The 26,362-nt window shown below is 67.1% G+C and carries 18 protein-coding genes and 1 pseudogene; 5 read left to right on the top strand and 14 right to left on the bottom strand.

Translation table 11 applies throughout. The annotated features are described in order from the left end of the window. Positions 1–9: 9 nt before the first annotated feature. The 6 genes from KM176_RS19920 to KM176_RS19895 all read right to left on the bottom strand — a co-directional run bounded on the left by KM176_RS19920 (position 10) and on the right by KM176_RS19895 (position 6,966). A complete protein-coding gene (locus KM176_RS19920; protein ID WP_160895561.1) occupies positions 10–1,134 on the bottom strand; it encodes an iron-containing alcohol dehydrogenase in 1,125 nt (374 codons plus the stop codon). 1 nt (position 1,135) lies between these two features. Then, the gene (locus KM176_RS19915) at positions 1,136–1,867 is read right to left on the bottom strand and encodes an amino acid ABC transporter ATP-binding protein (RefSeq protein WP_160895632.1); all 732 of its coding nucleotides are present in this window, start codon (positions 1,865–1,867) and stop codon (positions 1,136–1,138) included. Between the two features lie 19 nt (positions 1,868–1,886). Next, on the bottom strand, positions 1,887–2,570 hold the full coding sequence (locus tag KM176_RS19910) for an amino acid ABC transporter permease (RefSeq protein ID WP_160895562.1): 684 nt from the start codon (positions 2,568–2,570) through the stop codon (positions 1,887–1,889). Positions 2,571–2,648: 78 nt separating this feature from the next. Then, positions 2,649–3,479, bottom strand: coding sequence for an ABC transporter substrate-binding protein (locus tag KM176_RS19905; protein WP_160895563.1), 831 nt, complete (start codon positions 3,477–3,479; stop codon positions 2,649–2,651). Between the two features lie 278 nt (positions 3,480–3,757). Next, the gene (locus tag KM176_RS19900) at positions 3,758–4,804 is read right to left on the bottom strand and encodes an oxidoreductase (RefSeq protein ID WP_160895564.1); all 1,047 of its coding nucleotides are present in this window, start codon (positions 4,802–4,804) and stop codon (positions 3,758–3,760) included. A 266-nt stretch (positions 4,805–5,070) separates the two neighbouring features. Further along, the gene (locus tag KM176_RS19895) at positions 5,071–6,966 is read right to left on the bottom strand and encodes a PhoX family protein (RefSeq protein ID WP_160895565.1); all 1,896 of its coding nucleotides are present in this window, start codon (positions 6,964–6,966) and stop codon (positions 5,071–5,073) included. A gap of 425 nt (positions 6,967–7,391) precedes the next feature. Here KM176_RS19895 and KM176_RS19890 point away from each other — a divergent pair, with 425 nt between their 5' ends. From KM176_RS19890 to KM176_RS24990, 5 genes and pseudogenes are all read left to right on the top strand, one after another. After that, positions 7,392–8,453: a homocysteine S-methyltransferase family protein gene (locus KM176_RS19890; RefSeq protein WP_160895566.1), complete on the top strand. Its 1,062-nt coding sequence runs from the start codon at positions 7,392–7,394 to the stop codon at positions 8,451–8,453. Beyond that, on the top strand, positions 8,446–11,163 hold the full coding sequence (metH, locus tag KM176_RS19885; RefSeq protein WP_160895567.1) for a methionine synthase: 2,718 nt from the start codon (positions 8,446–8,448) through the stop codon (positions 11,161–11,163). Before KM176_RS19890 ends, metH begins: the two co-directional genes overlap by 8 nt. 1,457 nt (positions 11,164–12,620) lie before the next feature. Further along, positions 12,621–13,967 (top strand): annotated as a pseudogene (locus KM176_RS19880) (low temperature requirement protein A). Further along, a complete protein-coding gene (locus tag KM176_RS19875) occupies positions 13,964–14,989 on the top strand; it encodes an ion transporter (protein ID WP_160895568.1) in 1,026 nt (341 codons plus the stop codon). Before KM176_RS19880 ends, KM176_RS19875 begins: the two are co-directional and overlap by 4 nt. 759 nt (positions 14,990–15,748) lie before the next feature. Further along, positions 15,749–16,438 carry an alpha/beta fold hydrolase gene (locus tag KM176_RS24990; RefSeq protein ID WP_375372130.1) on the top strand — a complete coding sequence of 230 codons (690 nt, stop codon included), beginning with the start codon at positions 15,749–15,751 and terminating at the stop codon, positions 16,436–16,438. A 23-nt stretch (positions 16,439–16,461) separates the two neighbouring features. Here the strand turns inward: KM176_RS24990 and KM176_RS19865 are convergent, their stop codons facing one another. Genes KM176_RS19865 through KM176_RS19830 form a run of 8 tightly spaced genes read right to left on the bottom strand, consistent with a single transcriptional unit; the run spans position 16,462 to position 26,024 of the window. Next, positions 16,462–16,932 carry an Lrp/AsnC family transcriptional regulator gene (locus tag KM176_RS19865; protein ID WP_236045386.1) on the bottom strand — a complete coding sequence of 157 codons (471 nt, stop codon included), beginning with the start codon at positions 16,930–16,932 and terminating at the stop codon, positions 16,462–16,464. A 30-nt stretch (positions 16,933–16,962) separates the two neighbouring features. Continuing rightward, the gene (locus KM176_RS19860; protein WP_160895569.1) at positions 16,963–17,691 is read right to left on the bottom strand and encodes a haloacid dehalogenase type II; all 729 of its coding nucleotides are present in this window, start codon (positions 17,689–17,691) and stop codon (positions 16,963–16,965) included. Between the two features lie 12 nt (positions 17,692–17,703). Further along, the gene (locus tag KM176_RS19855) at positions 17,704–19,044 is read right to left on the bottom strand and encodes an aminotransferase class III-fold pyridoxal phosphate-dependent enzyme (RefSeq protein WP_160895570.1); all 1,341 of its coding nucleotides are present in this window, start codon (positions 19,042–19,044) and stop codon (positions 17,704–17,706) included. A gap of 23 nt (positions 19,045–19,067) precedes the next feature. Beyond that, positions 19,068–21,122, bottom strand: a complete 2,055-nt coding sequence (locus KM176_RS19850; RefSeq protein ID WP_202397910.1) for an NADH:flavin oxidoreductase — start codon at positions 21,120–21,122, stop codon at positions 19,068–19,070. Between the two features lie 52 nt (positions 21,123–21,174). Continuing rightward, positions 21,175–22,812 (bottom strand): ABC transporter ATP-binding protein, encoded by a 1,638-nt coding sequence (locus KM176_RS19845; RefSeq protein ID WP_160895572.1) that lies wholly within the window; start codon positions 22,810–22,812, stop codon positions 21,175–21,177. Between the two features lies 1 nt (position 22,813). Beyond that, positions 22,814–23,671, bottom strand: a complete 858-nt coding sequence (locus KM176_RS19840; RefSeq protein WP_160895573.1) for an ABC transporter permease — start codon at positions 23,669–23,671, stop codon at positions 22,814–22,816. Further along, positions 23,668–24,612 carry an ABC transporter permease gene (locus tag KM176_RS19835; RefSeq protein ID WP_160895574.1) on the bottom strand — a complete coding sequence of 315 codons (945 nt, stop codon included), beginning with the start codon at positions 24,610–24,612 and terminating at the stop codon, positions 23,668–23,670. Before KM176_RS19835 ends, KM176_RS19840 begins: the two co-directional genes overlap by 4 nt. Further along, positions 24,609–26,024 carry an ABC transporter substrate-binding protein gene (locus tag KM176_RS19830; protein WP_202397912.1) on the bottom strand — a complete coding sequence of 472 codons (1,416 nt, stop codon included), beginning with the start codon at positions 26,022–26,024 and terminating at the stop codon, positions 24,609–24,611. Before KM176_RS19830 ends, KM176_RS19835 begins: the two co-directional genes overlap by 4 nt. Between the last annotated feature and the right edge of the window lie 338 nt (positions 26,025–26,362).

The following is a 26,362-nucleotide window of genomic DNA, read 5'->3' as shown; positions in this document are numbered from 1 at the left end:
GATGCCGCCTCAGCCCTGCCAGAGCGCCCGGTAGAGATCGGCGACCTCCCCGGCGGTGGCCAGGCGGGGATTGTTCGCCGGGGTGCCGGAGGCCAGTGCCTGGCGCACCATCTCGGGGATCATCGCGTCGTAATCCGGCGCGGCGATGCCCCGGTCGCGGATCTTCGGCACCTCCAGCCGGGTGTTCAGCCCCTCCAGCCAGCCCGCCAGGTCGTCCCCGGCGCCAAGGGCCGTGGCCGCACGGGCATAGGCCTGAGGAGCGGTGGCGATGGAAAAGCGCGTGACCAGCGGCATCAGCATGGCGTTGGACATGCCGTGGGGCACATGGAAGGCGGCGCCGATTGGGCGGCTCATGCCGTGGATCAGCGCGGTCGAGGTATGCGACACCGCCAGCCCCGCCAGCATCGCCCCGCTCAGCATCGCCTTGCGGGCCTCGCCATCCTGCGGCGCCCCGGCGACGCGTTCCAGATTGGCCCCGATCAGGCGCAGCGCCTCGCAGGCAAGCCCGTCGGAATAGGGGCTGGCGTTGCGGTTCACCAACGCCTCAAGCGCGTGCGACAGCGCATCAAGGCCACTGTCCACGGTGACGCGGAAGGGGCAGGTCACCGTCAGCTCCCAGTCCAGCAGCGCCAGAGCGGGCAGCAGCGCGGTGCCCAGCATCAGCAGCTTTTCGTGGCTGGCGGCATCGGTGATGACGGCGGCGCGCGTCACCTCGCTGCCGGTGCCGGCGGTGGTGGGCACGCAGATCACCGGCGCCACCTCCAGATCAACGATCTTGGGGACCGCATGATCGCGGGGGTGGCCGCCATGGCGCGACAGCAGCGCGGCGACCTTGGCGATGTCCATGGCGCTGCCGCCGCCGATGCCGATGATCCCGTCGGCACCATGATCGCGGGCGGCCTGGGCGGCGGCCATCGCCTCGGTGTCCAGCGGATCGGGCGAGACACCCGAGAAGACCGAGGCCGCAAGCCCGGCGCCCGAGAGCGCCTTCAGCGCGGGTTCGGCAATGCCCAGCGTCAGCACGCCGGGATCGACCACCACCAGCGGGCGCAGGCAGCCAAGGGCGCGGGCGGCCTCGCCCAGGGTGGAGACGGAGGCGAGGCGGATGTCGCGGGGGGAAAGGATGCGTGTCATCTCAGTGCTGCAGGATCTTGGAGAGGAATTCGACCGCGCGGGGGCTTTTCGGGGCGCCGAAGAAATCGTCCTTCGGGCTGTCCTCGATCACCTCGCCGCCATCCATGAAGACCACCCGGTCAGCGACGCGGCGGGCAAAGCCCATCTCGTGGGTGACGACGATCATCGTCATGCCCTCGCGGGCCAGTTCCACCATCACGTCCAGCACTTCGTTGATCATCTCGGGGTCCAGGGCGGATGTCGGCTCGTCGAAGAGCATCGCCACCGGGTCCATCGCCAGGGCCCGGGCGATGGCGACGCGTTGCTGCTGCCCGCCGGACAACTGGATCGGGAACTTGGCGGCATGGGCGGCCAGCCCGACGCGCTCCAGCAGGGCCATGGCCTTGGCCTCGGCCTCGGCGCGGGGACGGCCCATGACCTTCTGCGGCCCGATGCAGAGGTTGTCGAGGACGCTCATGTGGGGGAACAGCTCGAAATGCTGGAAGACCATGCCGACGCGGGCGCGCAGCTTCGTCATGTCGGTCTTCGGATCGGTGACCTCGGCCGCCTCGATGGCGATGCTGCCGCCCTGTACCGGCTCAAGCCCGTTGACGCATTTGATCAGCGTCGACTTGCCGGATCCGGAGGGGCCGCAGACCACGACCACCTCGCCGCGCGCCACGTCCAGCGAACAGCCCCTGAGGACCTGGAAACCGGGGCCGTACCACTTGTCGACGCCCTTGAGGGAAATCAGCGGTGTCATGGAAAGCTCCTCAGTGTCCGGCGGAAATGTCGAAACCGCGCCCGAAGCGGCGCTCGATCCGGCGCTGCACGAAATCCCAGGCGGTGGTCATGATCAGGTAGTAGAGGGCGGCCACCACGAAGAGCTCCAGCACCATGAACTTTTCCTGGATCAGCACCTGGGTGCGGCGCAGCAGTTCCTCCATGGAGATCACCGAGGCGATGGAGGTGGTCTTCAGGCAGCCGTTGACCGAGTTGCCGAGCGGCGGAATGATGATGCGGGTGGCCTGGGGCGCCACGATGTAGCGCATGATCTGCCAGTCCTTCATGCCGATGGCGCGGGCGGCGTTCGACTGGCCGCGCGGCACGGCATTGATGCCCGAGCGGATGATTTCGGCCAGGTAGGCGGCCTCGTTCATCACCAGCCCGATCAGGGTGGATTCCAGCACCGTGAAGCGGATGCCGATCTGCGGCAGGCCGGTGTAGATGATGATCAGCTGGACAAGGACGGGGGTGCCCCGGAACAGCCAGATGTAGAAATGCGCGAACCAGCGCAGGGGTTTCAGCGGGCTCATGCGCAGCAGCGCGATGACGAAGCCCAGCACCAGCCCCAGCGTGATCGAGGCCACCGTCAGCCCAAGCGTGACCAGCGCGCCCTGGAACAGGTAGCCATTGGTCAGGTATTCGAAAAATCCGGTCCAGTTCCAGCCGTGCACGGCGGTCTTCCTTCTGTCGTGTCGGAACGGGGCCGGTCCCGGAGCCCTGGCGCCGGAACCGGAGGGGGCGCGGCGGGCTTACAGGCCCGGGCCGTCCAGCTTCAGGCCGCCGGCGGCGGGCTTGACGCCGTATTTCTCCATCAGGGCGGGCAGCCAGCCATCGGCCTGCATCTCTTCCATGACCTTCTCGACCGTGGCGGCGAAATCGGCATTGTCGAAGGTCAGGGAGCCGGGGGTGGCGTACATCCCCGAGAGCGCCTGTCGGAAATCGCCCTGGTCCTGGTACTGCTTGGCCACCGGGTCGATCGAGACGGCGGCGTCCACCTGACCCGCGCGCAGCGCCTGGAAGACGGTGGCGTAGTTGTCGAACAGCTGGATGGTCATGGGTTTCAGGCCCTTGGCCTTAAACTCCTCGTTCAGCTCGCGCATCTTGGCGGCGTCATAACCGCTGACCTCGGTGCTGATGGTCTTGCCGGACAGGTCCTCGATCTTGGTGATCGAGCTGTCGTCGGGCCGCGTCGAGGCCGAGATCGCCAGGCTTTCGTAAGGGATCATGTAGAGGATCTTCAGCCGCTCGGGCGTGACGAAAAGCCCGGCGTCGATCAGATCCCAACGGCGGGCCTTCAGGCCCGGCACCATGGTGGCATATTCGGTCGAGACAAAGCTTGGCTCCAGGCAGAGGCGTCGGGCGATCTCGTCGCCCAGGTCGATGCGCAGGCCCATCAGCTTGCCGGTGGAATCCGCATAGGCCATCGGCGGCAGCGTCGGGCTGACGGCCATCGTCAGCTTGCCCTTCTCGACCAGATCCTTGGCCGCAATGGGAGAGGTGCACTCGGCGGCCTGGACGGCTCCGGCCAGTCCGAAGGCTGCGCAGAGCGTCAGCGCAATGCGTCGAGAAACGTGTTTCATGATCACCCTTTTGTCTGTTTGTCTTATGGTATACCACCATACGAAATAGAGTTCTCCGATGCGTCAACCGTGCCGAGGGCCCTGCAGGGTGTTTCAGGGGCGCGTCGGCGGGTTTGCGGAAAATCTTTGCGGAAAACTTGGAAGAGCAGGGCAGGGCCTTCGGCTGATCGGGCCTAGCTCGCTCAATTCCAGAGGGCGCGGCGCGGCGGAAGCCGTGTCACGGGCAACCCGCCGGGGCGGGGCAGGGAAAGGGCAGGCCCGGGCCCGCCCTTGCGATCTCAGAAGCCGCGCGCGAAGGGACCGGTGGCGCGGGCGTAGGTGGGGATCGGGAAGCTGACCTCCTCGCCCGCCTCGCGGGCGGCGCGGATCGGCCAGAACGGATCGCGCAGCAGCGCCCGGCCCATCATCAGCAGGTCCGCCTGACCGCTGGCCACCAGATATTCCGCCAGATCGATGGAGGCGATGGAGCCCGTCGCCCCGGCGGCCAGCCCCGTGGCCTCCTTGATCCGGGTGCCGTAGGGCGTCTGGTAGCCGGGATAGACCGGCCCTTCGTAGCCGGGCAGGATGTTGCCGGTCTGGGTGTCGATCAGATCCACACCCTGTTCCTTCAGCGCGCGGGCCAGGGTGATCGCCTCGTCCAGCGTCACCCCGTCCGCCCCGAAGTCCTGCGCCACGATGCGGTAGAGCAGGGGCATGTCCGCGGGCATTTCCGCGCGCACCGCGGCGACGATCTCCAGTGGCAGGCGCATCCGGTTTTCCGGCGATCCGCCATAGGCATCGGTGCGGGTATTGGCGCAGGGGGCCAGGAAGCTGTGCAGCAGGTAGCCGTTGGCGGCGTGGATCTCGATCGCGTCGAACCCGGCGGCCAGTGCCCGGCGCGTGGCCCGGCGGTAATTGTCGATCAGCGCGGCGATGTCTTCGGCCGTCATCTCGGCGGGGGCGCCCAGCGTGTCGTCATAGGCGATGGCCGAGGCGGCGACGGCGGTGTCGCTCAGGTGCGACTTGCGCCCGGCATGGGCCAGCTGGGCGAACATCTTCGCCCCGCAGAGATGGGCGAAATCGGTGATCCGCTTCAGTCCCTCGATCTGGCCGTCCTCCCAGAGGCCGAGGTCGTTCGGGCTGATGCGCCCGCGCGCCTCGACGGCGATGACCTCGGTGCCCAGCATCCCGGCGCCGCCCAGGGCGCGGGCGGCGTAATGGGCGTAGATGTACTCGTTGATCCGGCCGTCCTCCTGGCCGCGGTACATCAGCATCGGCGACATGACGATGCGGTTCTTCACCGTCATGCCGCGCAATGTGAAAGGCGAGAATACCTGGCTTGCCATCTGTACCTCCGTGAATGGCGGGTGCGTCCCGGCGCCAGTGTCGGGGTCCGGGGGGGCCATGCAAGCCATGGCGCCGGGGTTGGCGGGCGGGCACCAGAGATTGGCGGGCACAGTCAAATCGCAGCGCGCCGGACCGGGAAAAGGCCTGTCCTGGCAAGGCGCTGCCCGGGAGGCGGGGCGCCGGTGGGCCCGGCGCCGTCACGGGCCCGAAAAGGCCAGGGGCCCCGCCGGATGACGGGGCCCCCGATTGCCGTATCGCGGGCGGCTCAGCCGACCAGCGCGCCGTCGGCCCGTTTCACCGTGATGATCGAGGAGCGCGGCAGGTCGCCTTCCTTGCCCGGCCAGTGGCCACCGGGGTGCTGGATGCCGACGAACATCGTGCGGCGGTCGGCGGACCAGCACAGGCCCGTCACCTCGGCGCCGTTGGGCGCGGTCAGGAAGCGGGCGATCTCTCCGGTGACCGGGTTGCCGGCCAGCTGCTGGTTGTTGCCCATGCCGGCGAATTCGCCCTCGTTGCTGTCCTCACCGTCGGTCTGGATCCAGAGCAGCCCGGCGCTGTCGAAGGCCATCCCGTCGGGAGAGTTGAACATGTTGCCCGCCGTGACGTTGGGCGAGCCCGCATAGGCGCCTTCCTCGGTCTCGGGGTTGCCGGCCATCACGTAGAGATCCCACTGGAAGCCGTCGGCGGCATGGTCATCGCCGGCGGGATACCAGCGCACGATCTGGCCGAACTTGTTGGCCTCGCGCGGGTTCGGGCCGCCCACCGGGGTGGCATCGCCGCCGGCATTGGTCTTCAGGCCGCGGTTCTTGTTGTTGGTCAGGCAGCAATAGGCCTCGACCGCGTTGGGGTTCACGGCGATCCACTCGGGGCGGTCCATGGTGGTGGCGCCCAGCTTCGAGGCCGCGGTGCGGGCAAAGATCAGCATCTCGGCCAGCTCCATGCCCGTGGTCTCGGGGGTCATGGCCAGCCATTCGCCGCTCTGGTCATCGTGGAACTTGGCAACGTAGAGCGTGCCCTCGTTCAGCAGATGTGCGGTGTCCTCTCCGGGGACATAGGGGGCATCCGACACGAAACGGTAGAGGAATTCGCCGCGCTCGTCATCGCCCAGATAGACCACCACGCGGCCATCGGGGGCCAGGGTGACCTCGGCGTTCTCGTGCTTGAAGCGGCCAAGGGCGGTGCGCTTGACGGGGGTGCTGTCGGGGTTGGTCGGGTCGATTTCCACGACCCAGCCGAAGCGGTGCGGTTCGTTGGGGGTCTTGCTGACGTCGAAACGGGGATCGAAGGCCTCGTAGCCGTACTGGCCCTGCTCGTGGATGCCGTAGCGCTTGTAGCCGGCCTGCACGGTCGCCTCGCCGCCCAGCCCGTCGCTGGCGCCGAAGTAGCCGTTGAAGTTTTCCTCGCAGGTCAGGTAGGTGCCCCAGGGCGTCTTGCCGGCGCCGCAGTTGCCCATGGTGCCCAGCACGTTCAGGCCCTCGGGGTCGACCTCGGTCTGCAGCAGCGCATGGCCGGCGGCGGGGCCCGCGATGGTCATCGGCGCATTGTGGTGCAGCCGGCGGTTGAAGCGCGAACCCTTGACCGGGGCCCAGCCCTCGGGTCCTTCAACGATCTCCATCACCGTGACGCCCTGCAGGTTCTGCAGCTTGCGCACGTCCTCGGCCGAGGCGGGGGTGCCATCGGCGGTCTGGGGCAGGTTGATCTCGGGGTTCACGTATTCGTTGTTCACGGCCATGATCTGATGGGCGCCGATCACGAAGGTCTCCATGCCGTCGGTGTTTTCGCCGAAGACGCGGTCGCTGTCGGCGGCGGCGCCGCCGGTGGCATGGTCGAAGGCCTGCACGCCGTCAAACAGCGGATCGCCCCAGCTGACCAGAATGTCGTGCACGTAGCCCTCGGGGACATGGACCTGGAAATCGGTCTGCGCCGCGATCGGGGTGAAGGGAAAGCGCGTTGCCGCCTCCTGGGCGCGGGCCGAAGTGCCGCTGAGCAGGGCGCCGCCCATGGCAGCCGCGCCCGAACCGAAGGCCAGCACACCGCCCAGGAAGCCGCGGCGGGACAGGGCGGCCTCGACGACGCGGTCGAAATCGTTGGTTTCGGGACGGGGCGAATGCTGTTCGTCCCAGTCGTCGGCGGAAATCTTGTGGGCCGGGATGTCACGCATCTGGAAGCTCCTTTTGCCGGGCAGCACACCGGGATCCGGCACAGCGATGCGGCGGGTCTGGGCAGGGCAGGCTGGGCGGCTATCTCTTTGAAGGGTGGTCGGTTTTGGCTGTTCTCGCGGAAACGTGACCGAAGCGGGCGCGACTTTCCAATGAAGGTTTTCTGACAGTCCGGATTTCGCCGGTGCGGCAGGGCCGGGACCGGGGCGTTCCGGACATGACCCCGGTTGCGCCCGGGCTGGCAAAACGGGGCGGGCGACACTATTTCGGGCGAAAGATCCGCGCCGTGCCCCGCGGCAATGGCCGGATTTACCGCCCGGATGCCGTGGCGGAACCTGAGCGGAATGCATAACGATCCTGAGAATTATGAATTTCTCTTGTGACGCAGACCGTATTAAGCAGGCACGCTTGAGAAAGTAGGTGACCGATGAACATTTTTGCCCTGCCGAGGACCCCCGCCTATGAAGCGCTGACGCGCGCCGCTCAAGAGCGAATCCTGATTCTGGATGGCGCCATGGGGACGATGATCCAGACGCTGAGCATGACCGAGGAGGATTTTACCGCCAATGGTCACGTGCATGGTCCGGGTTGCCGCCACTACCCCTCGAACCATCCGCAGAAGGGCAACAACGACCTGCTGGTGCTGACCCAGCCGCAGGCGGTCGAGGACATCCAGCTGAAGTTCGCCCTGGCCGGCGCGGATATCCTTGAGACCAACACCTTCTCTTCCACCACCATCGCCCAGGCCGATTACGGCATGGAGGCGGCGGTGCATGACCTGAACGTGGCCGGCGCCCAGGTGGCGCGCCGCGCCGCCGAACGCGCCGAGGCCATCGATGGCCGCAAGCGCTATGTCGCGGGGGCCGTGGGGCCGACCAACCGGACCGCCTCGATCAGCCCGGACGTGAACGATCCCGGCTACCGCGCGGTGACCTTCGACGACCTGCGCCGGGCCTATGGTCAGCAGATCGACGGGCTGATCGCCGGCGGCGCCGACCTGATCATGATCGAGACGATCTTCGACACGCTGAATGCCAAGTCCGCTATCTTTGCCGCCTTCGAAAGCTTCGCCAAGGTCGGCAAGCGCCTGCCGATCATGATCTCGGGCACCATCACCGATGCCTCCGGGCGCACGCTTTCGGGGCAGACCCCGACGGCCTTCTGGCATTCCGTGCGCCATGCGCGGCCCTTCACCGTCGGCCTGAACTGCGCGCTTGGCGCCGATGCCATGCGTCCGCACCTTTCGGAGATGGCGGGGGTCGCCGACACGCTGATCTGCGCCTATCCCAACGCCGGCCTGCCGAACGCCTTCGGCCAGTACGATGAAACCCCCGAGGACACTGCCCGCAAGGTCGAGGTCTTCGCCCAGGAAGGCCTGGTGAACGTGGTGGGCGGGTGCTGCGGCACCACGCCCGAGCATATCGGCGCCATTGCCGAGCATGTCGCGGGCTACGCGCCGCGCAAGACCGGAGTGACCGAAGATGTCTGATCCCCTGCTGCGTCTCTCCGGGCTGGAGCCCTTCGTGCTGACCAGGGACATTCCCTTCGTCAACGTGGGCGAGCGCACGAACGTCACCGGCTCGGCCAAGTTCCGCAAGCTGATCACCAACCGCGATTACGCGACCGCCCTCGAGGTGGCGCGTGATCAGGTTGAGAACGGCGCCCAGATCATCGACATCAACATGGATGAAGGCCTGATCGATTCGAAGCAGGCGATGATCGACTTCCTGAACCTCGTCGCCGCCGAGCCCGACATCGCCCGCGTGCCGGTGATGATCGACAGCTCCAAGTGGGAGGTGATCGAGGCCGGCCTGCAATGCGTGCAGGGCAAGCCGGTGGTCAACTCCATCTCGCTGAAGGAAGGCGAAGAGGCCTTCATCCACCATGCTTCGCTGTGCCTGTCCTACGGCGCCGCCGTGGTGGTCATGGCCTTCGATGAGCAGGGCCAGGCCGACAGCTTCGAGCGCAAGACCGAGATCTGCGCCCGCGCCTACAGGATCCTGACCGAGGAGGTGGGCTTCCCCCCCGAGGACATCATCTTCGACCCGAACGTCTTTGCCGTCGCCACCGGGATCGAGGAACACGACAACTACGGTGTCGATTTCATCGAGGCGACCCGCTGGATCCGCGCAAACCTGCCGCATTGCCATATCTCGGGCGGGGTTTCGAACCTCTCGTTCAGCTTCCGCGGCAACGAGCCGGTGCGCGAGGCGATGCACGCGGTCTTCCTCTATCACGCCATCAAGGCGGGGATGGACATGGGGATCGTCAACGCCGGCCAGCTGGCGGTCTATGACCAGATCGAGCCCGACCTGCGCGAGGCCTGCGAGGACGTGGTGCTGAACCGCACCCCCGCCAATGGCGGCAACGCGACCGAGAACCTGCTGGAGGTCGCCGAACGCTTCAAGGGCGACAAGCGCGAAGAGAAGAAGCGCGACCTGGCCTGGCGCGAATGGCCGGTCGAGAAGCGGCTGGAACATGCGCTGGTCAACGGCATCACCGAATTCGTCGAGGAAGACACCGAGACCGCGCGCCTGGCTGCCGAAAAGCCGCTGGACGTGATCGAGGGGCCGCTGATGGCGGGCATGAACGTCGTCGGCGACCTGTTCGGCGCCGGCAAGATGTTCCTGCCCCAGGTGGTGAAATCCGCCCGCGTCATGAAACAGGCGGTGGCGGTGCTGCTGCCCTACATGGAGGCCGAGAAGGAAGGCCGCCGCGAAAGCGCGGGCCGGGTGCTGATGGCCACCGTGAAGGGCGACGTGCACGACATCGGCAAGAACATCGTCGGCGTCGTCCTGGCCTGCAACAACTACGAGATCATCGACCTGGGCGTCATGGTGCCGCCGCAGAAGATCCTGGCCGAGGCCAAGGCCCATGAGGTCGACATCATCGGCCTGTCGGGTCTGATCACCCCGTCGCTGGACGAGATGGTGCACCTGGCCTCCGAGCTGGAGCGCGAGGGCTTCGACGTGCCGCTGCTGATCGGCGGGGCGACCACCTCCAAGGTGCATACGGCGGTGAAGATCTCTCCGCAGTACAAGAAAAGCCAGGCGATCTACGTCACCGATGCCAGCCGCGCCGTGGGCGTGGTTTCGGCGCTGCTCAGCAAGACGCAGAAGCCGGCCTATATCGAGGGCATCCGCGCCGAATACGACGAGGTGGCCGAGCGTCACGAACGCGCCGAACTGGCCAAGCAGCGCCTGCCGCTGGCCGCCGCGCGCGCCAATGCGATGAAGATCGACTGGTCCGATTACAAGGCCACCGCCCCCGCCTTCACCGGCCGCAAGGTGATCGAGGGCTGGGATCTTGAGGAGATCGCCCGCTACATCGACTGGACCCCGTTCTTCCAGACCTGGGAGCTGAAGGGCGTCTATCCCCGCATCCTTGAGCACGAGACCTACGGCGAGGCCGCGCGCAGCCTGTTCAATGATGCCCAGGCGATGCTGAAGCGGATCATCGAGGAGAAATGGTTCGGCCCCCGCGCCGTGGTGGGCCTCTGGCCGGCCAATGCGGTGGGCGACGACATCCGCCTTTATGCCGATGACAGCCGCACCGCGGAACTGGCGGTGCTGCACACGCTGCGCCAGCAGACCTCCAAGCGCAAGGACAGCCCGAACCTGGCGCTGTCGGACTTCGTTGCCCCCGAGGGCACGGCGGACTGGGTGGGGGGCTTCGTCGTCACCGCCGGTCCCGAGGAGGCCGAGATCGCCAAGCGCTTCGAGGCCGAGGGCGACGATTACGCCGCCATCATGGTCAAGGCCCTGGCCGACCGCTACGCCGAGGCCATGGCCGAGATGCTGCACCAGCAGGTCCGCAAGGAGCACTGGGGCTATGGCGCGGACGAGACCTTCGCCCCGCAGGAGCTGATCGGCGAACCCTATGACGGCATCCGCCCGGCGCCGGGCTATCCCGCGCAGCCGGACCACACCGAGAAGCGCACGCTGTTCGATCTGCTGGACGCCGAGGCCTCGACCGGGGTGGAGCTGACGGAAAGCATGGCGATGTGGCCGGGCTCTTCGGTGTCGGGCCTCTATATCGCGCATCCGAAGTCCTACTACTTCGGCGTCGCCAAGGTCGAGCGCGACCAGGTGGAAGACTACGCCGCCCGCAAGGGCATGGAGGTTGCCGAGGTCGAGCGCTGGCTGGCCCCGGTGCTGAACTACCGCCCCGACGGCGGCAAGATCATGGCGGCGGAATAAGTCCCTGCCGTGCCGTCCGGCTTCGGGCGGCGCGGCTGCGACGCCCGGGCAATGACCCGGGGCCTGCAAAACCCGGGCAGAGGCCAAAGAAGGCACGCCCTGCGCATCCCGGATGCCGGCTGCGCAGGCCTGCCGTTGCCGGAGGACCTTGGGGGCGGCACGCCCAGGGGCGCAACCGGGCAGCCGGGACACGGGCCCCAGTCTCGATGGGTGCGCCACGGCTCTGTGAAGATCACGACCCGAAACATAAGACAGATTACGAGGGCTGCGTGATGCTGCGCGGCTCCGGGAGGCAATGTCGGCTGTCCGCTTCGCGGGGCATGGGCCGTCCGTTGCGTCGGACCATCGCCTTTGCATCGGGACGTTTCGCAAATCCTCCCGGCCCTGCGGCTGTATCTGGATTTGGCCAACGCCCCCCATTGCGGTTGAAGATACCGGCATGTCAGTGACGAAGCCCTTCAGCTTGGGGGCATCCTGCGACTGGCCGGTCGGGGAACGCGGAACGGTTCCCCGGCGACGACCCTGCGCTCTTGCAGGGAGAGGAGGCGGAGGCCAGCCCTTTCCTGCCGGATCGCGAGGGGGGCAGCCGGGCCATTCCCATGCGGCGGGTTCCCGGTGCGACAAGGGGAGCCGCCACCGATGCGCCCATCCGCCCGGGCCGTCCCTGGCGGCCGGCGGCAGCACTTGCCCCGGCCTGGCGCGCGCCGAAGCAGGCAGTGACGCCGCGCCAGATCCCCAAGGGTTTCCGTCGCGCCATATCCTTCCGGATCGGCCGGCGTGGAAACGATCTTCAGGCGGAACGGTCCAGGGCCGTGGCGCATCAACCGGCTGTCCGAGGGGGCGCGAATTACGGTGTCCGGCCCATCCTCCGGGCTGTCCGCCAGCCGGACGCCGCGGTCCGGATCAGGCCGGACCTCGGGCCGGGCGCAGGAACTCCTCCATCACCGGCGTCCCGATCCTGCCGACCAGCGGCAGGGCCCTGGAGGGGGCGGGCAAGTCCGCCCTGGGTCGCGTGGATTGCCTTGTTGCGCAAGGCTGGCGGCAGGACCGCCCGACCCTGCCCTCCGGCGCACCTGCCATGGCGGGCTGCGTGCCCTTTCCGACTTTGCTTCGTCCTGACGTTTCGCGCGCCGGCAGCCGGGGGGCGAAGTGCGGCCCCGCGCCTGTGCCACCGGGGTCCCCGGTGGCTGCCCTGGCGCCCTCCCCGCGACGCGGGGCCGGCTGGCGTTTCCTGTCCTCGCCGCCTGTGCCGCTTCGGGCCGGTGATCGCGATGCGCGGCAACACTGCGATCCTCCCCGCGTCTGCGCCAGATTGCCCCGGTGCTTCTGGCCGGTTTCGCCGCCCGGAGGGGCGCGCCAATCTGGGGGGCGGGTGATCGGCGCGGCGCTTGTGACGACCGTCCGGGACGGCAGATGCGCCGCCCGGAGGGAACCTGATCGCGTGGCCCGTGCCGGCGATGCCCCGCCGCAGCGCCACCGAGGGGGACAGGATCCCCCTGCGGGCCCGGCTTTGTCCTGCCGCGCCTCAGAAAGATATTGCGACCGGACGGTCCTTCTCTTCCCCTGAAAGGCAGACAAATCGGTGCAAGGGACACAACATGCCGCTCAAGGATTTTCCGATCTGGACCCGCCCCCGGCATCACCTGGATGTCGAGGGAGGGGCCAGCAATCATGTGCATTGGGTCGAACTTTTCTACGACCTGGTCCATGTGGTGACGATCTTCCTGCTCGGAAACTACCTGTCGCACCACCTCGGCTGGCCGGGATTCTGGACCTATACCTTCCTTTTCATCGCGATCTTCTTCGCCTGGGCCGACAATTCGGTCTACAACTTCCTCTACATCTCGACCGACATCCCGCACCGGGTGGCGATGGCGGTGCAGATCGTCACCATGATGTTCATTGCGGCGGCCATCCCCGAGATCACCCACGGGGGCTGGCCCTGCTTCGCGCTTGGCTAGGCGCTGAACCGGGCCCTTACCGCATGGCTCTACTGGCGCGCGCGCCATCTCGGGGCCGAGACCACCTCTCTGGCCTTCGAGATGGGGCGAAACTTCTTCGTCCTTGCTGCGGTCTTCGCCGTTTCGGCCTTCCTGCCGCGGCCGCTTGCCTACTGGGTGTTCGGCGCGGGGATCGTGATGATCCAGCTGATGTACCTGCTGCCGGGTATCGGCACGCTGCGCTTCGAGCGTTTCCTGCCGCGGCTTGGGCGCCTCTCGGAGCGCTTCGGTCTGCTGATGCTGATCCTGCTTGGCGAGGGCTTCTTCAAGCTCTGCATCACGCTCTCTGACAAGGGGATCGACAAGGCCTATCCGGGGACATTCTTCAACATTGCCATGGGCGGGCTGTCGCTGTTTGCGCTGGCCTGGATCTATTTCGACAGCGCGGGCATGGCCAAGCTGAAGACACGCAGGGTGCCGCTGATGCTGTGCTACTGGTTTGCCCATATCGTCATCCTCTGGGCGGCGGTGACCATCGGCGTGGCGCTGGCCGGAGAGGTCTATGTCGGCTTCCTCGAGCCCTATCCGCCGGGCTACGGGGCACTAGGAGCGCTCGGGCTGGCCGTGTTCCTTGCCGCGCTCTGGGTGCTGCAGCTGCTGGTCGAAGGGCGCGACGAAACCCGGCGCTACCATAGCGGTGGCCTGCGGCTTTTCGGGGTGGCCATGGCGATCTTCATGTTCTTCATCCTGCCTTACGTGCCCGCGATCATCGGCAACCTCGGCTGGGGCATCGCGCTGTTTTCGCAGATCGGCGTGCCCCTCTACCGGGCGGTGCGCGACCTGCGCGCCGCTCCGGCATCGTGAGCGCCGGAGAGGAAAGCCTCCGGCGGCGGGTCTACCTGCTGCTGGAACACCCCGGGACCGGGCCGGGGCTGGCGCGTGTCCTCGACGTCGCGCTGATCCTGCTGATCATCGCCAACGTGATCGCCGTCACCCTCGAGACCGTTCCGGGCCTATATGCGGCCCACCGCGCCAGTTTCCGGGCCTTCGACACGCTCTCGGTCACGGTTTTCACGCTCGAGTACATACTGCGGGTCTGGGCCAGTGCCGAAGGGGCGCCCGGACTTGCCACCTGGCGGGCCCGGCTGCGCTACATGCGCAGCCCGATGGCACTGATCGACCTCGCGGCGGTGCTGCCCTTCTTCATCGGGCTTCTCTTCACCTCCAACCTCCAGATGCTGCGCATCCTGCGGCTCTTGCGCATCTACAAGCTCACACGCTACTCCCCGGCCCTGTCCGTGCTGATCGCGGTGATCCGCGAGGAATCGGGGGCGCTTCTGGCGGCCTTCTCGATCCTGACGATCCTGCTGGTCTTCGCGGCGACGGGCGCCTACCTCGTGGAACACCAGGCGCAGCCGTCGGAGTTCGGCTCGATCCCCGCCGCCATGTGGTGGGCGCTGGTGACGCTGACAACGGTGGGCTACGGGGACGTGACGCCGATCACGCCTCTGGGCAGGGTCTTCGGCGGCTTCATCACCGTGCTTGGGGTCGGCATGGCGGCGCTGCCCGCCGGTATCATCGCCAGCGGTCTTGCCGATCACCTGCATCGCCGCCGCGACCACCTGCGCAACGAGTTCCGCCTGGCGCTGGAGGACGGCAGGATCGACCTGGAGGAGGGCCGTCAGATCGAGCGGTTGCGCCGCGAGCTCGGCATCAGCCGCGATATCGCCCATGCCATCCTCTCCGAGGTGCGGTTGCGGCAGGTCCCACGGGGCCCATGCAGCTGTCCGGTCTGTGGCCATGTCCTTGACAGCGGCAAGGGCGACGGGGGCGGATCCGTTCATGCGCGGGAGCCGGGCGCGGGAGCCGGGCGCCGAGGGAGCTGACGCTGCGCCAGACCGCCGGTGAGCGGTGCCGGCGGTTCGGCGCGCTCTGGCGGTCTATGACGCATGTCGTCGGGGGCGCGGCGCAGTCACCAGGCCGCCACGCCCGTCCGAGGCCGTGCGGGTGCCTTGGGCCGCCCCGCGAGGATGGCAAAGATCGCCGCCGTCAGCCTGTCGCCCAGCAGCTGCGTGGCGGGCTTTTCGTGGGACAGCTCCGGAAGCCTCCGGACCAGCGTCTGCCCCTGGCCGGCGGCGACGAGGTGCCCTTCACCGAGCGGCCCCTACGGACCCCAGCAAGCAAGCCAAAGCGGGGACGGGCTCAATCCGAAACCAGACCCTTTCCCCGGACAGGCCCGTCGCCTGTCCGACCGAACCCCCATGCCTTGAAGGCGCATTCCCATGTCCGACAGACCGACCGGCAAGATCGCCTTCGTCACGGGTGCCTCCAGCGGCATCGGCCGGGCCACCACCAGGTCTTTCGCCGTCGAAGGCGCTTGTGTCTAGATCGCTGGCCGCCGCAGGGAGGTATCGGAACGCGCCGTGGCCAAGAGCGGCGCGACTGCGACCGGCGTCCAGGCCGACCCTGCCAGCTTGCTGCGCTGTTCGCCCGGATCAAGGGGAACGTGGCCGCCGCGACGTGCTGTTCACGGCGGCCGGTGGCGGCGGCATGCGGCCCCTGGGCGAGATCACCGAGGAAAAGGTCGATGATGCCTTCGATCACAACGTCAAGGGGGGATCTGCACGGTCCAGAAGGCGCTGCCGTTGCTGGGGCGCGACCGCTTGGTCATCCTGACCGGCTCCACCGCCGGAACCAAGGTCACCGCCACCGAGGCCTTCGCCGTCGCCGAGGCGCTGGACCTGAAGGACGCCGTCCATATCGGCCATTCCACCGGCGGCGGAGAGGTCGTCCGCTATGTCGCGCAATACGGCCAGCCCGCCGGCCGGGTCGCCAAGGCGGTGCTGGTCTCGGCGGTGCCGCCGCTGATGCTGAAGACCGAAACCAACCCCGAGGGCCTGCCGATGGAGGTCTTCGACGGCTTCCGTGCCGCCCTTGCCGCTAACCGCGCGCAGTTCTTCCGCGACGTACCGGCGGGGCCCTTCTACGGCTTCAACCGCGACGGCGCGGAGCCCCAGGAAGGCGTCATCCAGAACTGGTGGCGCCAGGGCATGACCGGCGGCGCCAAGGCGCATTACGACGGCATCAAGGCCTTCTCCGAGACCGACCAGAGCGCCGATCTGAAGGCGATCACCGTGCCGGACGCCGGCAGCGCCTGCGTGCATCGGCAAATCCGGGCACGGGACACGCGGTGCCCCTTTGCCGTGGCCTGTCGCGGGAAGGGGCATCCTCTCCGGGGCGATACTGGCAGGGGCCGCTGCGTCCCGGCGGCGGTTTCGGGACAGGGGAGCGCCTGTTGGGGAAGGGACACGGGGGCGCGGGACACCGGGGGCTGACCCCGCCGCCCGGCCCCGGGGCATCAGTCGTCCATCAGGGCCTTCAGCGGAATGGCATGACGCTCGATCGGCGACTTGATCACGATGTAGCTGAAGTACTGCGAGATCCCCAGGTTGCGGTCCTGCAGCCCCTCGATGATCTCGTGGTAGTCCGAGACGTTGCGCGCCGTGAATTTCACCAGGTAATCGTACCCGCCCGAGATCAGGTGGCATTCCGTCACCTGCGGGATCCGCCCCATCTCCTGCTCGAAGCGCGAGAACAGCTCCCGGCGGTGATCGGACAGGGTAAATTCCGTGAAGACCGTGACCGGCTGCGAGACCTTCGAGAGATCGAGGAAGGCCCCGTAGCCGGAGATGATCCCCGCTGCCTCCATGCGCTTGACGCGCTGGATGCAGGGGGATGCCGACAGTCCCACGTGTTCGGACAGCCGGACGTTCGAGATCCGGCCATTTTTCATCAACTCGCTGAGGATGTTGATGTCTATTCTGTCCAATTTGACCGTCAAACCGTCTCTACGCAGGCCTCAGGATGCCTTGCGCAGCTCCTTTTGATGGGCCGCGACCAGGTCCGCCATGGAATTGAATCGGAAATCGTATTTCGGCATCTCGCCGGGGTTCATCGTGGCGCCGAAGCCTTCCTTGTCGTGCCGGCGGTAGATCCAGGCCGAGGTCAGGCCCTGGCGGTTCGCGGGCTGGTGGTCGTGGAACATGCTTTCGGCGGTATGCAGGATCTCGTGCTTCTCGATGCCCACCCGCGCGAGATGCTCAAGCATGTAGTCGAAGTTGCGGTCCGAGGGCTTGTAGCTGCCGACGTCCTCGGCGGTGTAGACATGGTCGAAGGTCACGCCCAGCTTGTCGTTGGAATGCTTGAACGAGGCCGCATCGACATTCGAGAGCACGCAGAGCTTGTAGTATTTCTGCAGGTACTGCAGGGCGCCGGCGGAATCCTCGAAGGCGGGCCAGTTCTTCACGCTGTCGCCGTAGACCAGGCACTCTTCCCAGGTGACGGGGATGTTCCACTCTTCCGCAAGGCGACGGTAGACGGTGGCCAGAAGCCGGCGGTAGGGCATCGCCGGGGTCCATTTCTGCTGGGTGCTTTCGTGGTAGGCATGGGCCTCGAGGATCCGGTCGCGGCTCAGCGGCGTCGTCAGCCGGGCCGTCAGGGGTTTCAGCCCTTCGACCATGCCCCTTTCCCAGTCGATGAGCGTGCCATAGACATCGAAGGTCAGGATCTTGAAATCATTGAGGTTCATTTGAGGCTTCCTTCACAGGGATAGAGTATTCAGGCTGGTTTCGATGCGTTCGGCAATCAGATCGATCTGATCTGGCGAAATCGTGAGGGCCGGCGCAAGTCCGATGGTGCCGTCGTTGAAACAACGGGCAATGAGCCCGTTTTCCAGCAGGGCGGAAAACAATTTCTGCGAGATCCCGCTGTCGGCGGCGAAGGGGGTCTTCCTGCGCTTGTCGGCGACGATCTCGACCGCGGCCAGCAGGCCGAGGCCGCGCACCTCGCCCACCAGGGGATGTGCTTCCAGACGCTTGAGCGCGGCCATGAAGGCGGGCGCCCGGGCCTGAGCATTGGCCAGGATCCCGCCCTCCTGGTAGAGGCGGATCACCTCGAGGCCCACGGCGGCCGAGACCGGGTGGCCGGAGTAGGTATAGCCATGCCCGACGGTGCCCCCGGTGGCGGCGATCCCCTCGAAGACCTTGTCGGACAGCACGCAGGCGCCCATCGGCGCATAGCCCGAGGTCATCCCCTTGGCCATGGTCATGATGTCGGCCTGCACGCCCTCGTGCTCCTGGGCGAACATCTTGCCCGTGCGACCGAAGCCGGTGATCACCTCGTCCACGACAAAGAGGATGCCCAGCTCGTCGCAGGCCTCGCGCATGGCCTTCAGCCAGCCGTGCGGCTGCACGATGACCCCGCCCGACCCCTGCACGGGTTCGGCGAAGAAGGCCGCGACCCTGTCCGCGCCAAGCGCATGAACGCGGTCCTTCAGCGCCTGCACCGAGGCCGCGATGACGGCGGCGTCGGAGGGATCCTCGGAGCGGTAGGCGCCCGGCGCCGGAATGTGGTGCTGATGCGCCGTCGGCACCGAGAAGCCGGCGTGGAAGGGTGCCAGCCCCGTCACCCCCGCCCCGGTCGAGGAGGAGCCGTGATAGCCCTTCTCCAGCGACAGGATGTGCTTGCGCTCCGGCTGGCCCCTGGCGGTCCAGTAATAGTCGATGAAGCGCAGCGCGCTGTCCACGGCATCCGACCCGCCCAGAGAGAAGTAGACGTGGTTCAGATCGCCGGGCGTCAGCTCGGCCACCTTTTCGGCCATGCGGATGGCAGCCTCGGAGGCGAAGTCGAAGTAGCCCGTGGCGTAGGGCAGCTTCTCCATCTGCGCCTGGGCGGCGGCGACGACGGATTTCTGCCCGTAGCCGACATTGACGCACCAGAGCCCGGCGAAGGCGTCAAGGTAGGTCTTGCCGTGGATGTCGGTCATCCAGAGGCCCTCGGCGCGATCGAAGATCAGCGGCCCGGCCTCGGACTTGCCCGCCCACTGAGAGACCGGGTGCACCCTGTTCAGACGGTCGCTGCGACCAAGCGAATTCGTGAGCATGGTTCTCTCCTTGGGTCACGGGATCAGAGGACGAGGCAGAGCCGGAAGGCATCGTAGATCGCGGCATGGATCGAGCGCGAGGCGACGGCATCGCCGATGGCGTAAAGGACATGGCCCCTGCCCTGTTCGGGCTGCACCGGCTGCGGTTCCAGCGCCAGAAGCTGATCGAGGTGGGTTTCCCCGTTGTTGATCGCGGCGCCGCGCGTCTCCCGGTAGAGATCATCGAAGGGAATGGAGCCGTGATCGACGATCACGTCGTCGGCCTCGTAGGTGACATGCTCTCCGGTCAGCATGTGCATCATGGTGGCCTTCAGCCCGTTTCCGGCGCGTTCGACCTTCACGATCTCCATGTCGATATCGACCCTGGCGTGCAGGGCGGCCAGCTTCTTGCGGTAGGTCACGCGGGACTGGTATTCCATCTCCTGCGCCATGAACTCGTCCATGGTGGTGAGCGTCACCTCGTGGCCCAGTTCCGCCAGGGTCAGTGCGGTGGAGGGCGCTTGGTGGCGGCCCGTGCCATCCACGACGAGGACGCGCTTGCCGATGGTCTGCGGCTCGTTCAGGGCGTCCCAGGTGGATTTCACCAGCTCCTCGCCGCCATGGGGAACGGTGGTGTCCGGCAGGCCGCCGGTCGCCATGATCACCACGTCGGGGTTTTCGGCCGCGATCGTCTCCTCATCGGCGAAGGTGTTGGTCTTCACGGTGACGCCCAGGTGCTCCAGCTCGGCCGCGCGCCAGTCCACGATGGCGATCAGGTCGCGCCGCCAGCCGGCCAGCGAGGCCAGCAGGATCTGGCCGCCGACCCTGGGGGCCGCTTCGAACAGCACCACCTCATGGCCGCGCTCGCCCAGCACGCGGGCGGCTTCGAGGCCCGCGGGGCCGCCACCGACCACGACGGCCTTCTTCTTCACCGGTGCCGGCGGCACGATGTGCGGCAGCTTGAATTCGCGGTTGCTGGAGACGTTGTGGATGCAGTTGCCCAGCCGGTAGAGGCAGTGCGAGGTGCCGATGCAGGGCCGGATCCGGTCCGCCTCGCCCTGCTCCAGCTTCTTCACGATGTAGGGGTCCGCGATATGGGCGCGGGTCATGCCCACGAGGTCCAGCAGCCCTTCCGAGATGGCGTAGCGCGCGGTTTCCAGGTCCGCGATGCGGGCGGCGTGGAAGACCGGCAGCTTCACCTCTTTCCTGAAGTCGCCGACGATCTTCAGGAAGGGCGCCGAGGGCTGGGCCATGTTCGGAATGTTGTGTTCCACCAGCGCGCGGCCGGTGTCCATCTTGCCGAAAATGCAGTTGAAGAAATCGATCGAGGTCTCGGCCTGCAGGATCGTGGCGATCTCGACGCATTCATCAAACGACAGGCCGATGTTGTCGCCCTCATCCACCACATAACGCATCCCGACGACGAAATCGTCGCCCACCTCGGCGCGGATGCTGTCGTGCAGCTCCAGCGCGAAGCGCATCCGGTTCTTCAGCGTGCCGCCCCATTTGTCGGTACGGTGGTTGGTCAGCGGAGAGAAGAACTGGCCGATCAGGTGGCCGCCCGCGAGGGTTTCCAGCCCGTCGAAACCGCCTTCCTTCAGGCGGCGCGCGGCCTCGGTGTAGTCGCGGATGATGCGCTTGATGTCGTGCTCGTCCATCTCGTGGGCGATGGCGCGGTGGCGCATCTCGCGCATCCGGGACGGGCCCATGGCGGGCAGCCACTGGCTGACCGTGGCATCGGCCCGGCGGCCCAGGTGAGAGATCTGGCACATGATATGGGCGCCGTGCCTGTGCACGCGCTCGGACATCTGCTGGAGGTAGGGGATGGCATCGTCATGAGAGACATCCATCTGGTTGCCGCCCCAGTTGCTGTCGGGGGAAACCTGGGAAGAGCCGCCGATCATCGTCATGGCAAGGCCGCCCTTGGCCTTTTCCTCGTGATAGGCCTGGTACTGCTCCTTCGGGTAACCGCCGCCCCCGGCGGTCGCCGCGTGGCTGGTCGAGATGATGCGGTTGCGCATCGTCAGGTGCTTCAGCTTGAACTCGGTCAGCAGCGGGTCCCGGGTACGCATCTGGGCCGGCTTTGCATGGGTGTTCATCTTGCTCTCCATGTGGATATCGGCACCGGCCCGCCGGGGGCCGGCCCTGTCATCAGGCCGTCGGGGCGGCGGGGACGGAGGTCACTTCTTCCAGCCAGCCGCGGCGCAGCTGCGGCACGGCCCGGACCAGCTGGCGGGTATAGGCATGTTCGGGCGCGGCGGTCAGCCGATCGCGCGCGGCGCGCTCGACCTCGCGGCCCTTCAGCAGGACCATCACCTCGTTGCACATCGCCTCGATCTTGCCGAGGTCGTGGCTGATGAAGAGGTACGACAGGCCCAGTTCGCGCTGCAGTTCCACCAGCAGTTCGACCACCGCGTTGGCGACCACCGTGTCCAGCGCCGAGGTCACCTCGTCGCAGATCACCACCGAGGGGTTCGCGGCCAGGGCGCGCGCCAGGTTGATCCGCTGCTTCTGCCCACCCGAGAGCTCTCGGGGAGAGAGATCGGCCAGGTGGGCCGGCAGGCGCACCATGTCCAGCAGTTCCATCACCCGCTGGCGCCGCGCGCCGCCGCGCAGGCCGTGGTAGAAGGTCAGTGGCCGGCCAAGGATCTCGGCATTGCTCAGGCGGGGGTTCAGCGCGGTGTCGGCCATCTGGAAGACGATCTGCAGCTCGCGCCGGTCCAGCTTGCTGCGCCGCCGGGCGTCGCGCAGGTCCAGCGGCCGGCCGTTCAGCATCGCGCGGCCCTGCGCCGCCGGCAGCAGCCCCGCCAGCACCCGGCCCAGCGTCGACTTGCCCGAGCCGGATTCCCCGATCAGCCCCAGCGTCTGGCCCTGCCGGATCCGGAACGAGATGTCGTGCAGCACCGGGTAGCCGGGCAGGCCGTTGCGGATCCGTCCGTATCCTGCGACCACGCCGTCGGCCTGCAGCACGACATCGCGGTCATGGCCCTCCGAAAGGTCCAGGCGGCGGGTCTCGGAGGCGTCCAGCAGAGAGCGGGTGAAGCCCGAGCGCGGTCGTTCCAGCACGTCCTCGGCGGGGGCGTTCTCCATGACCTCGCCGTCCTTGAGCACGATGATCCGGTCCGCCACCTGCGCGACGACGCCCAGGTCGTGGCTGACGTAGATCGCGGTCACGCCGCGTTCGCGGATCATCGCCTTGAAGGCGGTCAGCACCTCGACCTGGGTGGTCACGTCAAGCGCGGTCGTGGGCTCGTCGAAGATCATCACCTCGGGGGTGTTGATCATCGCCATCGCGGCCATCATCCGCTGCAGCTGCCCGCCCGAGACCTGGTGGACATAGCGCTCGCCGATGCTGTCGGGCTCGGGCAGCGCCATGGTCTTCATCAGCGCCTTCTGGCGTCTGCCGGCCTCTTCGCGGCTCATCGAGCGGTGCAGGGTCGCGGCCTCGACGATCTGGCTGCGGATGCGCTTGACCGGGTTGAAGGCGGCGGCGGCGGATTGCGCCACATAGGCGATGTCCTTGCCGCGGAAACCGCGCAGCGCGGCCCGCGACAGCCCCAGCACGTCCCGGTCCCCGACGCGGATCTCTCCGCCGGTGATCCGGCAGCCGCGCCGGGCATAGCCCATCAGCGACAGCGCGATGGTCGACTTGCCGGATCCCGACTCCCCGATCAGGGCGATCACCTCGCCCTTTTTCGCGGCAAAGCTGACGTTGCGGACGATGTCGCGCCCGCCGGCGGCGATGGTGAGGTTGGACACCTCGATGAAGGGCTTGTCCTGTTCGCTCATCTCAACGCTCCCGGTTCTGGTGCGAAACGGCATCGACCATCAGCGTCATCGCGATCGTCAGCGACAGCAGCGACAGGGCCGGGGCGAAGATCGCCGGGGCGCCGTAGCTGAGCCCCACCATGTTCTCGGAGATCAGCGCGCCCCAGTCCGCCTCGGGCGGCTGGACGCCCAGCCCCAGGAATGACAGCCCCGAGAGCAACAGCGCGATGTAGATGAACATGATGCCGAAATGGGTCAGCATGTTGGGCACGATGTTGGGCAGGATTTCCCGGAAGATGACATGCAGGTGCCCCTCGCCGCGCACGCGGGCGGCATCGATGTATTCCATCCGCGAGACGTTCAGCGCCGCCGCCCGCACGTTGCGGTAGGCCGAGGGGATGTAGAGCGCCGTGATCACGATGATCAGCACCGGGATCGAGGTGCCGAAGCCCGCGACCGCCACGAGGGCGAAGATCGTCGAGGGCAGGGAATTCACGGTGTCCATCAGCCAGGACAGCGCGGTATCCAGCGGCTCGCTCAGAAGCGTCGCGCCGACACCGAGGAGCAGGCCGAAGAACAGCGCCAGACCGGCGGTGACGAAGGGCAGGCCCACGGTGTACTTGGCCCCCGTCATGATGCGCGACAGCACGTCCCGCCCAAGGTAGTCGGTGCCCAGCCAGGTCTGGTGGGTCATCGGCCCCAGGACGTTCCAGCTGTCGATGAACGCGCCCGGGTCATGGGGGGCCAGCCAATCGCCGAAGATGGCGATGATGGCCCAGAACAGGAAGACGACGGCCCCGATCAGCGACAGGACGGGCCAGCGCGGCAGGCGCAGGCGACGGGTCGGGCGCGCCGGAACGGCGGTGGAATCCATGGTCATGCGGTCCTCAGCTTCGGGTTGGTAAGAATGGCGATGATGTCGGCGATCAGGACCAGGATCAGGAAGCCGGCGCAGAAGATCAGCGCGCAGGCCTGCATCAGCGGCAGATCGCGGTTCGACACGCTGTCGACCATCAGCTTGGTCAGGCCGGGATAGGCGAAGATCACCTCGACGAAGACCACGCCCGAGATCAGCGCATTCAGCGACAGGGCCGAGGCGTTGACGATGGGCCCGGCGACGTTCGGCAGGGCATGGAGCACGGCGGCGCGCAGTCCCGAAGAGCCCTTGAGGACGGCGGTCTCCACATAGGGTTCGTTCATCTGCTGCAGCAGGATCGCCCGGGTCATCCGGGCCATCTGGCCGATGACCGACAGCGACAGGGCCAGTACCGGCAGGGTCATCACCTGGAACAGCCCGCCCAGGGAATGGACCCGGTCGACGCTGGACAGGGCGGGGAACCAGCCGGTCCAGACCGACAGCACCAGCACGAAGAGCGTCGCGATCAGGAACGAGGGCGTCGAGAGCGCGATGATCGACAGCAGCGTCGTCAGCCGGTCGAAGACCGAGTTGGGCTTCATCGCCGAGGCGATGCCCAGCACCAGGGAGACCGGGATCGCCACCAGCGCCGAGAGCCCCGCCAGCATCAGCGAGTTCGGCAGCCGCGTCGCGATCACCTGGGCCACCGGCTGGCCGTTGGCCAGCGAGATGCCGAAGTTGCCGTGCAGGATGCCGCCCAGCCAGGTCCAGTATCGGATGAATTCGGGCTGATCGAGGCCCATCTGCGCGCGCAGGGCCGCAAGCGTGGCGGGCGTCGCATCCTGGCCCAGCAGCGACGCGGCTGCGTCGCCCGGCAGGGCGCCGCTGACCAGGAAGACCAGCGTCGCCACCAGCCAGAGCGTCAGGACCCCCAGGACCAGCCGTTTCAGGATCAGCCGGATCATTGGTCGATCCAGACGTTTTCGGCGAAGGCATAGCCCATCATGTTCCCGGTCGGGATCGGCTCGAGCCCCTTGAGGGAGCTGGCGCGCGCATCGATGTTGGAGAAGAACACCGGGATGCCGCTGCCGGCCTCGTCGCGCACCAGCTGCTGCATGTCTGAATAGATCGCGCCGCGCTTTTCCTCGTCGGTCTCGACGCGGGCGGCCTTCAGCATCTGGTCGAACTTGTCGTTCTTCCAGCGCGAGGAGTTGTAGGCCCCGTCCGAGGCATAGCAGAGCGAGAAGATCATGTCGGCGGTCGGACGCTGGGTGATCGTGCCGAAGCCGAAGGGCACCTTCATCCAGACGTTGGACCAGTAGCCGTCGACGGGCACGCGCTTGACGTCGATCTCCAGGCCGATCTCCTTGGCCGACTGCTGCATGATCAGCGCCATGTCGAGCGTGTTGCCGACCCCGGCCGAGGCCACCAGCGGCACCGAGCTGCCGATCACGCCGGCCTTCTTCAGGTGGAACTTGGCCTTGTCCGGATCATAGGCGCGCTGCGGGATCGAGGCGTCGTAGTACTTCATCGTCGGCGCGATCGGCTGGTCGTTCCCGAGGCTGGCGAAGTCGCGGTAGATCGAGCTCTGGATCGTCTTGCGCTGCAGCATGTACTTGATGCCAAGCGCGAAATCGTCGCTGCCGATGACCGGGTCGGTCTTCTGCATGATCACGTCGGAATAGGTGCCGGACTTCGTCACGAACAGCTCGACGTTCTTGGACATCTTGATCAGCCGGGACGAGCGCGGGTTGATCCCGGTGGTCAGGTGGATCTCTCCGGCGCGCAGCGCGTTCAACCGCGAGCTTTCCTCGGGCAGGCCGAAGAACTCGATCGTGTCGACGAACTGCTTGCCCTCCTTCCAGTAGGCGTCGTTGCGCTTGGCCAGCGAGCGCACGCCGGGCTCGAAGCTCTCGACCTTGTAGGGGCCGGTGCCGATGCCCGCATCGAAATCGGTGGTGTCGGCGGGCACGATCAGCAGGTTGAAGGTGCCGAAGATGACCGGCAGGTCGTAGTTCGGCTCGCTCAGGGTGATCTTCACCGCGTGTTCGCCATCGGCCACGACATCGGTGATCGAGGAGGTGTAGCTGCGCGCGCGCGAGGCGGTCTGGGGATCGTTGTGCCGCTTGATCGAGAAGACCACGTCCGCCGAGGTGAAGGGCCGGCCGTCATGGAAGGTGACGCCCTTGCGCAGGGTGAAGGTCCAGTCGCTGCCATCGGTGGTGGACCATTTGGTCGCCAGCTCGGGCTGGGGGGTCAGGTTGCCGTCCAGCCAGGTCAGGCCGTTGTAGAACATGAAGCCGCGGGAATAGTCGGTGCCGTTGCGGAATCGCGCGGGGTCCAGCGTCTCGGCGGTGGAGGAGGAGGACCCGGCCACCCGCAGCGCTTGGGCGTCTCCGCATAGGCGGTGGTGGCCGTCCCGGCGACAAGGCCGGCCGAGGCGATGGTCATCCCCGAGGCCACGAGCATCTTCATGACATCGCGGCGCGAGGCCCCGCGGCGCAGGACCTGCTGCAGGCGCGCCATGTCGCGCGGGGAGAGGCGGGGCGTCTCGAAATCGGTCATTCTGGGTCTCCATATTGGGGGCGCGATCTTGACGTCGGCGTCCGGGTCTCTTGGCCCAAGAGTGACCCCCGGCCCGCAGTGGAAACCGCAGAAAATGTCGCCTCAAAGAGTGAAATCCGGTTTTGTCCGGGTGATTTTCACCGAAATTTC

Origin of the sequence: Pseudooceanicola endophyticus, assembly GCF_018760365.1 — a bacterium.
GTDB lineage: Bacteria > Pseudomonadota > Alphaproteobacteria > Rhodobacterales > Rhodobacteraceae > Pseudooceanicola > Pseudooceanicola endophyticus.
The sequence above is the reverse complement of the archived record's forward strand: the minus strand, read 5'-3'. Positions and strand labels throughout refer to the sequence as shown.

Excerpts from the sequence above, each read along its gene's own strand:
- KM176_RS19855 (WP_160895570.1), bottom strand. The coding sequence starts at position 19,044 with ATGCTCACGAATTCGCTTGGTCGCAGCGACCGTCTGAACAGGGTGCAC.
- KM176_RS19920 (WP_160895561.1), bottom strand. The coding sequence starts at position 1,134 with ATGACACGCATCCTTTCCCCCCGCGACATCCGCCTCGCCTCCGTCTCC.
- metH (WP_160895567.1), top strand. The coding sequence starts at position 8,446 with ATGTCTGATCCCCTGCTGCGTCTCTCCGGGCTGGAGCCCTTCGTGCTG.
- KM176_RS19840 (WP_160895573.1), bottom strand. The coding sequence starts at position 23,671 with ATGACCATGGATTCCACCGCCGTTCCGGCGCGCCCGACCCGTCGCCTG.
- KM176_RS19900 (WP_160895564.1), bottom strand. The coding sequence starts at position 4,804 with ATGGCAAGCCAGGTATTCTCGCCTTTCACATTGCGCGGCATGACGGTG.
- KM176_RS19895 (WP_160895565.1), bottom strand. The coding sequence starts at position 6,966 with ATGCGTGACATCCCGGCCCACAAGATTTCCGCCGACGACTGGGACGAA.
- KM176_RS19860 (WP_160895569.1), bottom strand. The coding sequence starts at position 17,691 with ATGAACCTCAATGATTTCAAGATCCTGACCTTCGATGTCTATGGCACG.
- KM176_RS19845 (WP_160895572.1), bottom strand. The coding sequence starts at position 22,812 with ATGAGCGAACAGGACAAGCCCTTCATCGAGGTGTCCAACCTCACCATC.
- KM176_RS19835 (WP_160895574.1), bottom strand. The coding sequence starts at position 24,612 with ATGATCCGGCTGATCCTGAAACGGCTGGTCCTGGGGGTCCTGACGCTC.
- KM176_RS19890 (WP_160895566.1), top strand. The coding sequence starts at position 7,392 with ATGAACATTTTTGCCCTGCCGAGGACCCCCGCCTATGAAGCGCTGACG.
- KM176_RS19850 (WP_202397910.1), bottom strand. The coding sequence starts at position 21,122 with ATGAACACCCATGCAAAGCCGGCCCAGATGCGTACCCGGGACCCGCTG.
- KM176_RS19905 (WP_160895563.1), bottom strand. The coding sequence starts at position 3,479 with ATGAAACACGTTTCTCGACGCATTGCGCTGACGCTCTGCGCAGCCTTC.